Source organism: Terribacillus sp. FSL K6-0262 (genome assembly GCF_037977385.1).
Lineage (GTDB): Bacteria > Bacillota > Bacilli > Bacillales > Amphibacillaceae > Terribacillus.
In genome coordinates this window covers 1,310,631-1,322,789 of record NZ_CP150277.1, presented here as the reverse complement: position 1 = coordinate 1,322,789, position 12,159 = coordinate 1,310,631, and the positions used below count along the sequence as shown (strand labels likewise).

The following is a 12,159-nucleotide window of genomic DNA, read 5'->3' as shown; positions in this document are numbered from 1 at the left end:
GGTTCCAGAAAGCTTCAAGCGTGGTAATAAAAAAACCTCACTTCATGGTAGGATAAAGTTGGTTTCCCGACCACTTTATCTCGCCATAGAAGGAGGAGTGCCCTATGAAGGACATGAACAGTTTAGCACATACAACATGGAATTGTAAGTATCACGTAGTATTTGCGCCAAAGTACAGAAGGCAGGTTATTTACGGAAAATACAAAAAGAGTATCGGACAAATTATTAGGGATTTATGTGAACGGAAAGGTGTGATTATCCATGAAGCAAATGCTTGTCCGGATCACATTCATATGTTGATAAGTATCCCGCCGAAATTAAGTGTGTCACAATTTATGGGATACTTAAAAGGGAAAAGTAGTTTAATGATATTCGATCGTCATGCCAATTTAAAATATAGATATGGAAATCGAAAATTTTGGTGTCGAGGATTCTATGTTGATACAGTCGGGAGAAATAAGAAACAAATACAAGAATATATTAGGAATCAGCTAAAAGAGGACTATATGGGCGATCAATTGACATTATTCGAAGAGTACGATCCATTTACAGGAGAAAAAAATCGGAAGAAATAAAGAAATTCTTTAGAATTGGTGAGTAGATGTGGTGCAAGAGGGAACCCATTCAGCGGGCCTTTGAGGCCTAGGCCGGTAACAAAGGCTTTTAGCCGCAGAACAAACCACCAGTTCACACTGGTGGTTTTGATTACGAACTTTTTATTTTATTTATACTTGATTATATGTATAATTTAAGTGAAATTATGGTATTATCTAAATTATTGTTCGTGTTTGGGGTGTTTTATGAGGAAAAAACTGATTTTGGATGTGGATACAGGCATTGATGACGCAATCGGGATTCTGTTGGCTGTCCAGAGTGAAGAGTTGGAGCTTATCGGTATCACCACTGTCTGCGGAAATGTTTCGCTGGAAGCTGCGACAATGAATACGTGTAAGGTGCTTGATTTAATCGATGCACCAGCGATTCCTATTGTCCAAGGAAGTGAAGTGCCGTTGAAACGACAGCCTCATTTTGAACACAGGGTACATGGCACGGATGGAATTGGCGGAGCGCTGCAGGACGTTGTCTCAAGCAGGGGGATAGCAGGAGGAGAAGCAGCTGATTTCATGATCGAGCAAGTCATGGGAAATCCTGGCGATATCACCCTTGTCTGTACGGGGCCACTCACTAACTTGGCACTGGCAATTCAGCGAGAACCTGCCATTGTGAACAATGTGAAGGAAGTCATCTACATGGGCGGAGCCATCAATGGAGTCGGGAATGTCACGCCTGTTGCGGAGTTCAATATGTTTGCCGATCCGGAAGCTGCCAGCATTGTCCTGGAGGCCGGCATACCGAAGCTTACGCAGGTTGGGCTGGACGTTACGAAGAAAGCTTTGCTCGCCGAAGGGCATATGGAAGCAATTAAAGATCCGGTGCTGCATGATTTTGTGAAGACGAGTACTGCTACATATCGGAAAGCATTCTATGAACAGAATGGGATATGGGCTTGTGCCATGCATGATCCGCTGGCAGTCGGGGTACTCATCGATCCAACCTTGGTTGAAAAGACAGCCTGTTCCGTGGCAGTGGAAACAAACAGTACATACTGTGACGGTCAGACGGTCTGGGATCGCCAAGGAAAATGGGGTAAGCATGCGAATGTCCAAGTATGTATGAAAGTAGAAGCGGATCGTTTTCTTGCATTATTGGTTGCTGTGCTGAACCGTGCATAAAAGCTACTTGGGGGTATCCTTTTTCGTCCGGGAGTTTCCGCATAGTTAGATAGAAGGAGTCTGCGTCTGCAGGCTCTTTTTTATATATTCACGATAGAAGCGTTAACGCTGTTCGGATATAATGGAGGAAAATCATGAAGATGAAGGTGATTCGCATGCCGGACATAAATAAAGCACTCTACGATTACATCATGGATAGTGCTCCTCGAATAACGGATCGTTGGGCCTCTTTGCTGAATGAGTATAGAAATTCGATTTATGCGGAGGACGCTGGTGAAGAGATGCGTGCGAAACTTCGGAAACAGCATCGGATGACCATTGATACAGTGGCCTGTGCAATCCTGGGGGATGAAAAACGATATGAGAAGAATGTTAAGGCATGGGTGGATAAAGTGGCGAAGAGCCGAGTGCAGACGAATACTCCGATTCATGAAGTGCTGCAGGCAGTCGGTAAATCAGGCACAGTCATTTTGGAATTCATCGAATCCTTTACGGAAATGCATAAGCAGGATGTGACACCGGCCATGGTCATCGGCTGGTCGAAAAATCTCCATTGTGCATTAGATGAAGTTTTAAATAAATTTACGAAATTTTATTATGAGCTGATCGACAGGAAAATAAAGAGTCAGCGCGAACAAATTCATAAGACTAGTTCGCCTGTCATCCCGATCATGAAAGGTATGGGAGTTTTTCCGCTGGTTGGACATATCAGCGAGCGGCGGGCGCAGCTGATCATTCAATATATACCGCAGCTTTGCAAGGAGAAAGGCATCGAAACGCTTTTCATAGACTTGTCCGGAGCAAGTTTCAAGGAGACTTGTGTGAGGGAAAAGCTCAAGCAGATGGTGGAGATCCTGAATATGCTTGGAGTTGATTGTGCCATCTCGGGTCTGCGTCCCGATTCGGTGATGATTTTAGGAGGAAACAGGGAAGTGCAGGATATTTCTTTCTATCATTCTTTACAGCAGGCATTGGCGCAATATGGATTGACCCGCAGTTAATATCATATGTAGGGAGGATTGTAATGAGAGTCGAGCACTTGACAGTGAAAGCGAATGGACTGAATTTGCATATGGCTGCAGCAGGTCCGAATGATGGTAAATTGGTGATGCTTTTACATGGCTTCCCGGAATTCTGGTATGGGTGGAAGGAACAGATCGTACCGCTTGCAGAGCAAGGTTTCCGTGTGCTGGCGCTCGATCAGCGCGGATATAACCTGAGTGATAAGCCGGAGGGCGCTGATCATTATGTACTGGACGAGCTGCGTGATGATGTCTTGGCCGTCATGCGCGTTTTTCAAAGGGAAAAGGCCATCATCATCGGGCATGATTGGGGAGGGGCTGTCGGCTGGCACCTGGCAGTGACACGACCTGAGCATGTAGAAAAATTCATAGCCATCAATATGCCCCATCCTGCTGCCATGCCGAGGATATTTGCAACCCGGCCGTTGCAATGGTTCAAGAGTTCCTATATGGCCTTTTTCCAGATACAGGACGTTTCGGAACGTTCTTTGGCAGCGAATGATTATCGTGGCTTGACAATGGCGCTGACGAAATTCAGCCAAGCAGGCACGTTTTCTCCGTTGGATGTGGATCATTATAAGGAGGCGTGGGCTAAGCCTGGGGCGCTGACAGGTATGCTGAACTGGTATCGTGCGCTGACAGAGAAGAACAATTTCACCAGGTACGCCGAAAAGGATGCAGTCATGGTCCATGTGCCGACAAAGATCATCTGGGGAATCAAGGATCAATTCCTGTTAAAGAAATTGGCACAGGAATCCACTAAATTCTGTACGGATTATGAGCTGGTATATGTCGATGATGCGACGCACTGGGTGCATCACGAACAGCCGGAAATAGTCAATCGGCTGCTAAAAGAATTCTTGAAAGAGACAAGCCGAGTAGCAGAGGGGGCAGGAGTATGACGTTCGATTTGCATACACATCATTATCGATGCGGGCACGCGGAGGGTCAAATCGAAGACTACATCAAAGCTGCGATAGAAAAAGGATTGGAGTATATCGGAATCGCCGATCACTCTCCGTATTTCTATAGTGAGGAAGATCAGCTTTATCCTGGCATTGCGATGCCGATCAGCGGCTTTGAAGCTTATGTGCAGGAAGTGCTCCAGCTGAAAGAAAAATACAAGGACCAAATCCATGTGTTGCTGGGAGTGGAAAGTGATTTCTTTCCGCAGCATGCTGCATTATATGCGGACTACTATCGTAAATATCCATTCGATTATATCATCGGCTCGGTGCATTACGTGGATGAAGTGAATATCTTCAAGAAAGGAAGATGGGATGGCTTATCGGAAGCAGAGCATATCAGAGTGAAAGAAACCTATTATGATTTGATCCAGCAGTCGGCAAAAAGCGGCATCTTCCAAGTGCTTGGCCATATCGATGCAATGAAGGGCTTCTATCCTGCTTTTTCTGATATTCCTGCAGATCATGCCATCGAACAGACCTTGAAAGTGATCGGGGAAGCTGGTGTCGCCATTGAAGTGAATACATCGGGAAGTACGAAGGCAGTCGGCGGGTGGTACCCTTCCGATCGCATCCTTGAGCGGGCGCTGCATTATGGAGTGGATATTTCCTTCGGTTCAGATGCACATATACCATCCCGTATCGGCGAGGATTTTGATAAGGTGAAAGTGCGACTGAAGGATATTGGATTCAAGGAAATGGTCTACTTTGTCCAAAAGCAGAAAAAATCGCTTCCGTTGTAAGGCTGTTTTTTGTTTACTTTCATTGGGAAGGGGTATGTATACACCAATAAAGCAAACAAAAAAGTCTAAGGAGTGTTCATGATGGTACAAGCACAAACAGCAGACAAGAACGAAGTGAAAGAACAGGCTAAAGCTGGCTCCAAACTATTGACAGGCGCAGTCGCTGGAGCGGTTACCGGCGCAGCAATCGTCTTGCTTAACAAACAGACGCGTCAGAAAGTATTCCAGAATGTCGGCATGGCAAAGGATACGGTCGTCAGCTTTGTAAAAGAAGCAAAACAAGATCCTCAGGGTACGAAAGAGCAAGTCATGAGCAAGGTACAGGATGCGACGGAGCTTGCCAAGGATGCAGCCAATGACGTAAAAAACGTCTATGACAAAGCGCAAAATGAAATCAAGTCCTCTGTCCAGGACGTTCAGGAAGATTCCAAATCGGCTCTTGGCACAGTAAAAGAAGCAAAAGATGACTTGAAGAATGCAGGCAGCAAAGCGAAGGAAGCTTCCACTAAGCTGATGGAAGCAAAACCGGAAAGTGCCCCTGATGACCCAATGACAAAGCCGAAGAATGAAGCCGATGGTTCAGATGAACAAAAGAGTCAGCCAACCGATAAGGCAACAGCAACTCCAGCAGCTCCCAACAATAAACAATCCATCTAAAAAATCGCCTCCAATCCGGAGGCGATTTTTTAATTGGTGATTTCTTTCATGTATTGTCCGATATCATTACTTTGTTTATCGAGGTTTTGAATATCCTCCATGAATTCCACCATCACGCGGGACTGCTCTTCAGAGGCGGTGGATACCTCGCCGATACTTAATGTCAGGTTCTCCATATTTGTCCGAATCTCCTGAAGCGACTGACCGATCGTTCCGACAGCTTCCTTCGTTCCGATGGAAAGCTTGCGTATCTCATCTGCCACGACACCAAAGCCCCTGCCGGCATCGCCGGAGCGAGCTGCTTCGATGGCTGCATTCAAGCCTAGCAAATTCGTCTGTGTCGAAATATCTTCGATTAATTGAACCACCTTGCTGATTTCCTGAGAGTTGGCGTTCGCATGGGATGCTTGATTATTGATATCCATGCTCGTGGCGGAGAGCTCCTCTGCTTGGGCTGCCACTTGCTGTACTTTTCCTTGCAGACTGCTGACAATGGCGCGTAATTCATCCAGCTCTTCGTCTAAAAGTTCTTCATCTTTCAGGGTTTTGGTAATCTGGATGACGCCGACGATTTCCCCATTTTCATCACGGATTGGATTGGCGGTATTTTGCATGCCGATACCATAGCGTTCTTTTGGGATATGGACCTGCACTTTTTCGCCTTGCAGCGCCCGTCGCAGCAAATCATTATCCTCTGTGAAGGCAAAGTCCCCAACCTTGATGCCCACATCCAAATCCTTGGAAGGGGAGAAATAAACGAAATTCTCCTTGTCTGTCACTGCTACAACATTGTTTTCCCCGATATTCTTTTTGATTTCCGGTGCTAAGTGGACCATTGCTTGTATTGTAGGATGCATTATCAGTCAACCTCCTTAACCTTGATTCGTCACTTTTTTCATTGTTTCGATGATTTGTTTGCTCTTTTCGTCCAAAGCCTGGATATCATCCATGAATTCGACCATGATGGCCGACTGCTCCTCGGAGGAAGTGGAAACTTCGTTGATGCTCAGTGTGAGATTCTCGATGCTGGAACGGATTTCCGATAGGGATTTGCCGATGGTTTGGACGGCTTCCTTCGTGTTATCGGATAACTTTCGGATTTCATCTGCCACAACCCCGAAGCCTTTTCCTGCTTCCCCTGAGCGGGCTGCCTCGATGGCTGCATTCAATCCAAGAAGGTTCGTCTGTGTGGAAATTTGTTCAATAAGCTGAACCACTTCCCCAATTTGGTGTGAGTTTTGATTGGCGCTGTTGGCTTGTTCGTTGATGTCACTACTTGTAGCCGAAAGCTCTTCTGCCTGGGCAGCTACGTGCTGTACCTTACCTTGAAGTGCATCGATCACATCATTCAATTTGCTAAGCTCTTTATCCAGCTTCGCTTGATGCTCCAATGTACGGGATAAGGATAATAAGCCAACGATTTCATTCGTTTCCATATCGCGGATCGGAGTTATGGAAGTGACGACTGGTGCACCAAGTTCTTCATAATCTTCAGTGATCGCAAAAACGATTTGTTCACCTTTGATGGCGCGAAGATAAACGTCATGTTCATCCAGTCTTGTTTTTCCCGCTTCGATGTCTAGAGTCAAGATTGTCGATGGGGCATAGTATACAAACTTCTCGGTATCCAGTACGCCCATTGCGGCTGTCGGTCCTAGAGTGTCCTTTATAATGGGGGCAATATTGACTACTGCCTGAATCGTAGAATTCATTGAACGATCTCCTCTGCACATGGTTTCTTCTTATATCGGTAAGAAGGACCAGGAAGTGAAGCGCTTCAAGTCTTATTTTGTCATAATTTGTAGAAAAGTTTTCATCCATTGAATTTTGGGAAAAGCAGAGAAGAACGATTCGGGAGGGTTATTCATATGTACAATGATCTGAAGGGAAAGACTGCCATCGTCACGGGTTCATCCAAAGGAATCGGCCGGGCAATTGCGGAACGTTTCGGACAAGAGGGCATGAATATTGTTGTCAACTACCGCGGAGATGAGGACGGTGCCAAACAAGCAGCTGAAAATATCCGTCAGGCAGGCGGGAAGGCTATCGTCATTCAAGCGGATGTATCCAAGAAAGACGAGGTGCAGCAACTGCTTGAGGGGGCATTGGAGGAATTCGGCGGAGTCGATGTAATGGTGAATAATTCTGGATTCAGTAAACCGGAGCCATTCCATGAAATGGATGAGGATACGTGGAGAAGTGTCCTGGATGTGAATCTTACGGGCACCTTCCTGGGCGGGCAAGCGGCTCTCCGCTATATGCTGGATAATGATATCAAAGGCAGCATCATCAATATAAGCAGTGTTCATCAGCAGATACCGAAGCCATCGGATAGTCATTATGCGGCATCAAAAGGCGGAATCAAGCTTCTGACGGAGACGATGGCTCTCGAGTATGCAAACAAGGGCATCCGGGTGAATGCCATTGCACCAGGAACGATTGCCACGGAGCGGAACGAAGATACAAAGCCGGAAAATGAAGCAAAGCAAATGAAAAAGATACCGATGCAATCCTTTGGCAAACCAGAAGAAATTGCAGCGGCAGCGGCATGGCTGGTATCCAAGGAATCAAGCTATGTAACCGGCACGACTCTTTTCGTCGATGGCGGTATGACACTGTATCCTTCCCAGCTTGAATTGTGATAGGTGACAAAATAGTCACTTCCCTGCTGATAATGTTACCGGAAAAACAGGAGTGCGTCCCCGATTCCAGCTATTATGAGTGTAAGTAATAGTGAAGGAGAGGGTGGAAATGGAGCAGATCACTTTCGTCAGCGCTATGCTGATGCTTGGGATTACCTTTGTACTAACGACAGCTGCGATCCTATCCAATGGATTGAAGGTATTGTTCGACCTGACAAGCAATTACATGCGCGCAGCGGTTTTCTGTTTTGCCATCTACGTCATCTGCTTTAGCGCCTATCTTATTATCGCTAACTAAAAAAGCGCCTTTAGGGTGCTTTTTTTGAGCTTACGAATGGCTGTTATAAATAGGAGGCATAGTATATGACTGACTGATTATTCGCGTTTCTGTTGAGCAGGGATGACAGCCAAATCACAGCGAAAACCATTATACTTGCCAGAAGGGAAATCTCCATCCGATCCATTTGGAAGATGGTAGCTATAAGCATTCCGCAATCATAGTGAAACAGATGATTGATAGATTTTTCATTTCCTCCCTCCTTCACATAAACCATGAACCGTCTTAATGTGGAAGAGCAGCTCGATTCACAAGGAAGCAAGCTTATCATAGGAAGAGATAGCAGAAATTTATATTACGTTATTAGTGGTTTACTTCAATTTTTCTTCGTTATGAAAACAAAGAGGTTGGGACATAACTAATTCCCCAGTGCTTAAAACCGAATCTTATTCTTGAGCCCTGCTTCGGCAGGACACACCGCTTTCCGCGGACCCGGCCTCAGCCTCCTCGTGGAAAGGTCACCACTGCGGGGTCTTCAGCTCGCGCTGTTCCCGCAGGAGTCTCCGTGTTCTCCCTGCGCTAGGAGATAACTAATCAAAAAACCGAACTTATGCAAATTTTCGTATGAAGATTTGCAATATAGTTCGGTTTTTATTTGGCTAAAACACTTTTGTCCCAGCCTCTCATTGGTCGATATGCATTTCCAGATGCGGGTAATCCTTGAAGCCTTGCCAATCTCCGCCCCATTCGAAGCCAAGTTCTTTGGCGATTTCGACTACCTCCATCCAATCGGATTCCCCATTGCCATTCCCATCGTATTCCATATCCCAAATGACATTTCCCGGTTCCGGCTCCAAGGCGAAGTCAATGGCGAGTCCATAATTATGCATGGATTCCCCTCCTTGGACATTGGTGACGATCTGTCCCTCTGTTGTCCGTCCTTGAGCGTACAGCTTGTCTTGTTCTTCATTGGAACGGTAGTCATCGGTGATGATGATCGGGATTCCGATATCAGCAGACTTTTCGATCAGTTTATGCATATTCTTTTCTACTGTGGGATGAAGGCCGGTGATGTCTTCTGCATCCATGGAATCAGCAGGGTTGGATTGATTTGGCGGAAGCTGCTCTATATGCAAAAAGCCGAATAGGATCAACGCTGCAACTGTCATAAGTAGGGTGGTTACTATAATCCTTTTCCAGTGCAAACTCTATTCTCCTTTTGTAATCTCTTATACTATACTCTAGCATAGCCGAATGAGAGGCAGATTGCACGTTTTGAAGAGTAGATTTAACAGGAAAGATAGGGGATATAAGGAAGGGGGAAGGAAGCGGTCATGATCAGCTTGTCTGGACTTGTCTCATCATGCGCTTCTCGATGCTTGCGTCCAATTTCCGGATGCGTTTCAGTGCTTCTTGCTGTGAAATGCTTTTATAATGATGCGCGCCGCCTGCTTCTTCATCAGCCGTATCTGCTTCGGCCACCACTTTTTGTAAGGGATCAAGCTTCAGGTTTTGATCAGGCAGGTACGAGTCGGTATGGAGCAGGATGGCCAAGGAAATCGCTTTAGCCGCCCGAGGATCTTCACCTAATCGGATCAGCAGCTTGTGTGCACGTGCAGCGCCCTTGATGGCATGGATATCATTCTGTTTATAAAGATCATAGTCCCACTTCCCGTCACGGTACCATTCATAATGGCCGATATCATGCAGCAATGCGGCTTTGACCGCCATGTCTGGATCGACTTGATCCCTATCGCTGATGACCAAGGCTTTTTCGGCTACCGATATCGCATGGGCCTGCCCGGAGCGCCCGAGGTATTTCACTGCAATGGGGTGGGTATAAATCTGTTCCAGCGTTACTTTTCTCATTTTTTGTCTCCTTCCTTTGTAAAAGTATATTGTTCAAGATATTAACACGTCAGGCCGAAGACTGCAAGTAAAAAAAATTGAAATGCATGTATATGGAATAACCGTTTCTACTAAAACTAAAACATACAGCCTGACAGAGAGCAAAAGGGGCAGTGTTGCATTCAATGTATGCTATGCTAAAATTATTGTTACCATAAACTGCTACATATAAATATACAAAGAAGGAAGAGACAGCATGAAAGAGTATGTAAGTCTGTTGCGCCAAGGAAGTAAATCAGCTGCGTTGGCTGCATTGGTCAATTTGGTTATTGCGCTTGTAAAAGGAGGAGCTTTCTTACTGACAGGAAATGTGGCCATGTTCGCAGAAACGATGCATAGTTTCGGAGATGCTGCCAACCAGCTATTCGTCTATGTCGGATCCGCACTTAGTAAAAAAGCACCGACGGAGCGTTTCCCTGGCGGGTTCGGCCGGGCTGTCAACTTAGTTCTCCTGGGAGCTGTTCTGATCGTCGGGATACTTGCTTATGAAACGATCCGTGAGGGAATCACCCATTTGGCTCATCCGTCAGAGTCGGAAGGATTATGGATCAGTATCACCGTGCTTGCTCTCGGCTGCATCCTGGAAGGGTACGTGCTGCTGAAAGCTATGCGTGAGATTGCCCATGAGAGCGAATCGGGTGCAAAGGGACTGGCGGTCATTCCTATGAGCTTTGCCCATGTGAAACGGGCAAAGCCAGCTACAAAGCTGGTCTTCATGGAAGACTTGGTTGCAACCAGCGGGGGATTGATCGCCATCATCGCTATCCTTATTGCCGCTTATACACCGTTTTACCAAGCGGAAGGTATCGCATCCATCATAATCGGTGCCATGATGTTTCTGGTCGTCGGGCGTGTTTTCCTTGATAATGCCGCTGGTGTCATCGGGGAAGCGGACGAAGAGATGGCTGATAAGATCGGGAATATCTTATTTGCCGATAAAGATGTGCGGGATGTGCAGGAAATGACAGTGGTGAAAGAAGGGGAATCTTTCCACGTCGAAGCGAAACTGGAAATCGATCCGACCATAACTGTGGCTGCCGCCGATGATATCAAGGATCGGCTGGAGGCTCAAATCATGAAGCATAGAGGCGTCACGGATGTCATCATCGAATTCGATGAAGATGATAAAACCCAAGCATGGAAAAGCAAAGAATAGGGAAGCTGCATCTGCAGCTTCCCTATTTTCCTTAAGATGACATATAGTCCCCGCCATTTACGTGAATGAATTGGCCGGTAATATAAGCTGCTTCATCGGAAGCAAGCAATACATAGCTGCCAATAAGATCAACCGGCTGGCCTGGGCGGCCAAGCGGTGTCTGGGTGCCGAAGCTTTGGAGGGTCTCTTGCGGCATGGTGGCCGGGATGAGCGGTGTCCAAATCGGTCCGGGTGCGACGCCATTCACCCTTATCCCTTTAGAAGCCAATCCTTTTGCCAAGGAACGAGTAAAAGCGACGATGGCCCCCTTGGTCGATGTGTAATCGATCAATGTCGGGTTCCCTATATACGGGGTGACGGATGATGTATTGATGATACAGTTTCCCTTCCCCAGATGCGGAAGTGCAGCACGTGTCAGGTAGAAATAGCTGAAGAAATTTGTCCGAAACGTCTGCTCGAACTGCTCCGGCGTAATGTCGGTCAGATCATTCTGCACTTCCTGGCGGGCGGCATTGTTCACCAGGATATCGAGCTTATGGAAGTCCTGTACAACCTGTTCGATAAGTTTGTCACAAAACGCGGCATCGCTTATATCCCCTGGATAGAGGATGCATTTGGCCCCTTCCTGCTCGATGCGTTTTTTGGCGTATTCCGCATCCTTGTGTTCATCCAAATACGAAATGGCAACTTCGGCCCCCTCTTTTGCATAGGCGATGGCAACGGCGCGTCCGATACCGCTGTCCCCGCCGGTAATTAAGACCACCTTTCCGCGCAGCTTTCCGCTGCCCTTCCAATGGTCGAATTCCTCAATCGGGAGGGGATCCATCTCGTGCTGGATACCAGGCTGCCGGGTCTGCTTTCTTCCGGGGTTGCCTTCTTTCATGAAATCATATAAATCCATCTTGACTCTGCCTCCTTCTATTCCATAGAAGGAATTATTGACAATAATAGGACGTTCTAAAACGCGGAGGGGATGAATAAGTTCCTTTGAATGGGTTTTTTTCGGCAGGGATTTGAGCTAGAATAGACGAAAGAGGAAATGGAAAGGAGATGGTT

General features: G+C 46.5%; 14 protein-coding genes. 9 read left to right on the top strand and 5 right to left on the bottom strand.

The window, feature by feature from the left end; all coding sequences use genetic code 11:
- The first annotated feature begins 104 nt into the window (after nt 1-104).
- The 6 genes from tnpA (at nt 105) to MHI54_RS06820 (ending at nt 5,120) form a co-directional block, all read left to right on the top strand.
- A complete protein-coding gene (gene tnpA / locus MHI54_RS06845; RefSeq protein ID WP_093727170.1) occupies nt 105-575 on the top strand; it encodes an IS200/IS605 family transposase in 471 nt (156 codons plus the stop codon).
- 225 nt (nt 576-800) lie between these two features.
- The gene (locus tag MHI54_RS06840; RefSeq protein ID WP_095217122.1) at nt 801-1,733 is read left to right on the top strand and encodes a nucleoside hydrolase; all 933 of its coding nucleotides are present in this window, start codon (nt 801-803) and stop codon (nt 1,731-1,733) included.
- A gap of 134 nt (nt 1,734-1,867) precedes the next feature.
- A complete protein-coding gene (locus MHI54_RS06835) occupies nt 1,868-2,734 on the top strand; it encodes an STAS domain-containing protein (RefSeq protein ID WP_095217123.1) in 867 nt (288 codons plus the stop codon).
- A gap of 23 nt (nt 2,735-2,757) precedes the next feature.
- Entirely contained in the window at nt 2,758-3,657 is a 900-nt protein-coding gene (locus MHI54_RS06830; RefSeq protein WP_095217124.1) for an alpha/beta hydrolase, read from the top strand.
- Entirely contained in the window at nt 3,654-4,463 is an 810-nt protein-coding gene (locus MHI54_RS06825; RefSeq protein ID WP_095217125.1) for a histidinol-phosphatase, read from the top strand. Before MHI54_RS06830 ends, MHI54_RS06825 begins: the two co-directional genes overlap by 4 nt.
- Before the next feature lie 78 nt (nt 4,464-4,541).
- On the top strand, nt 4,542-5,120 hold the full coding sequence (locus tag MHI54_RS06820) for a hypothetical protein (RefSeq protein WP_158221587.1): 579 nt from the start codon (nt 4,542-4,544) through the stop codon (nt 5,118-5,120).
- Between the two features lie 29 nt (nt 5,121-5,149).
- Here the strand turns inward: MHI54_RS06820 and MHI54_RS06815 are convergent, their stop codons facing one another.
- Together MHI54_RS06815 and MHI54_RS06810 are read right to left on the bottom strand one after the other, a co-directional pair.
- The gene (locus MHI54_RS06815) at nt 5,150-5,977 is read right to left on the bottom strand and encodes a methyl-accepting chemotaxis protein (protein ID WP_095217127.1); all 828 of its coding nucleotides are present in this window, start codon (nt 5,975-5,977) and stop codon (nt 5,150-5,152) included.
- A gap of 15 nt (nt 5,978-5,992) precedes the next feature.
- Nucleotides 5,993-6,832, bottom strand: coding sequence for a methyl-accepting chemotaxis protein (locus MHI54_RS06810; protein ID WP_304442502.1), 840 nt, complete (start codon nt 6,830-6,832; stop codon nt 5,993-5,995).
- A gap of 156 nt (nt 6,833-6,988) precedes the next feature.
- Here MHI54_RS06810 and MHI54_RS06805 point away from each other — a divergent pair, with 156 nt between their 5' ends.
- Together MHI54_RS06805 and MHI54_RS06800 are read left to right on the top strand one after the other, a co-directional pair.
- Nucleotides 6,989-7,762 (top strand): glucose 1-dehydrogenase, encoded by a 774-nt coding sequence (locus MHI54_RS06805; protein WP_340082707.1) that lies wholly within the window; start codon nt 6,989-6,991, stop codon nt 7,760-7,762.
- Nucleotides 7,763-7,871: 109 nt separating this feature from the next.
- Complete coding sequence (locus MHI54_RS06800; protein ID WP_095217130.1) at nt 7,872-8,060, top strand: hypothetical protein; 189 nt, start codon at nt 7,872-7,874, stop codon at nt 8,058-8,060.
- A 662-nt stretch (nt 8,061-8,722) separates the two neighbouring features.
- Here MHI54_RS06800 and MHI54_RS06795 read toward each other — a convergent pair.
- Together MHI54_RS06795 and MHI54_RS06790 are read right to left on the bottom strand one after the other, a co-directional pair.
- Nucleotides 8,723-9,244, bottom strand: coding sequence for a M15 family metallopeptidase (locus tag MHI54_RS06795; protein ID WP_340082706.1), 522 nt, complete (start codon nt 9,242-9,244; stop codon nt 8,723-8,725).
- Between the two features lie 133 nt (nt 9,245-9,377).
- Nucleotides 9,378-9,908 carry an HD domain-containing protein gene (locus tag MHI54_RS06790; RefSeq protein WP_095217132.1) on the bottom strand — a complete coding sequence of 177 codons (531 nt, stop codon included), beginning with the start codon at nt 9,906-9,908 and terminating at the stop codon, nt 9,378-9,380.
- Between the two features lie 235 nt (nt 9,909-10,143).
- On the opposite strand from MHI54_RS06790, the gene MHI54_RS06785 reads away from it, so the two are divergent.
- Nucleotides 10,144-11,103, top strand: a complete 960-nt coding sequence (locus MHI54_RS06785; RefSeq protein ID WP_340082703.1) for a cation diffusion facilitator family transporter — start codon at nt 10,144-10,146, stop codon at nt 11,101-11,103.
- 31 nt (nt 11,104-11,134) lie between these two features.
- Here the strand turns inward: MHI54_RS06785 and MHI54_RS06780 are convergent, their stop codons facing one another.
- Nucleotides 11,135-12,004: an SDR family oxidoreductase gene (locus MHI54_RS06780; protein WP_340082702.1), complete on the bottom strand. Its 870-nt coding sequence runs from the start codon at nt 12,002-12,004 to the stop codon at nt 11,135-11,137.
- Nucleotides 12,005-12,159: the final 155 nt, after the last annotated feature.

What these genes read in the sequence shown, in the direction of transcription:
- tnpA (WP_093727170.1), top strand. Translation starts at nt 105, where the DNA reads ATGAAGGACATGAACAGTTTAGCACATACAACATGGAATTGTAAGTAT.
- MHI54_RS06840 (WP_095217122.1), top strand. Translation starts at nt 801, where the DNA reads ATGAGGAAAAAACTGATTTTGGATGTGGATACAGGCATTGATGACGCA.
- MHI54_RS06835 (WP_095217123.1), top strand. Translation starts at nt 1,868, where the DNA reads ATGAAGATGAAGGTGATTCGCATGCCGGACATAAATAAAGCACTCTAC.
- MHI54_RS06830 (WP_095217124.1), top strand. Translation starts at nt 2,758, where the DNA reads ATGAGAGTCGAGCACTTGACAGTGAAAGCGAATGGACTGAATTTGCAT.
- MHI54_RS06825 (WP_095217125.1), top strand. Translation starts at nt 3,654, where the DNA reads ATGACGTTCGATTTGCATACACATCATTATCGATGCGGGCACGCGGAG.
- MHI54_RS06820 (WP_158221587.1), top strand. Translation starts at nt 4,542, where the DNA reads ATGATGGTACAAGCACAAACAGCAGACAAGAACGAAGTGAAAGAACAG.
- MHI54_RS06815 (WP_095217127.1), bottom strand. Translation starts at nt 5,977, where the DNA reads ATGCATCCTACAATACAAGCAATGGTCCACTTAGCACCGGAAATCAAA.
- MHI54_RS06810 (WP_304442502.1), bottom strand. Translation starts at nt 6,832, where the DNA reads ATGAATTCTACGATTCAGGCAGTAGTCAATATTGCCCCCATTATAAAG.
- MHI54_RS06805 (WP_340082707.1), top strand. Translation starts at nt 6,989, where the DNA reads ATGTACAATGATCTGAAGGGAAAGACTGCCATCGTCACGGGTTCATCC.
- MHI54_RS06800 (WP_095217130.1), top strand. Translation starts at nt 7,872, where the DNA reads ATGGAGCAGATCACTTTCGTCAGCGCTATGCTGATGCTTGGGATTACC.
- MHI54_RS06790 (WP_095217132.1), bottom strand. Translation starts at nt 9,908, where the DNA reads ATGAGAAAAGTAACGCTGGAACAGATTTATACCCACCCCATTGCAGTG.
- MHI54_RS06785 (WP_340082703.1), top strand. Translation starts at nt 10,144, where the DNA reads ATGAAAGAGTATGTAAGTCTGTTGCGCCAAGGAAGTAAATCAGCTGCG.
- MHI54_RS06780 (WP_340082702.1), bottom strand. Translation starts at nt 12,004, where the DNA reads ATGGATTTATATGATTTCATGAAAGAAGGCAACCCCGGAAGAAAGCAG.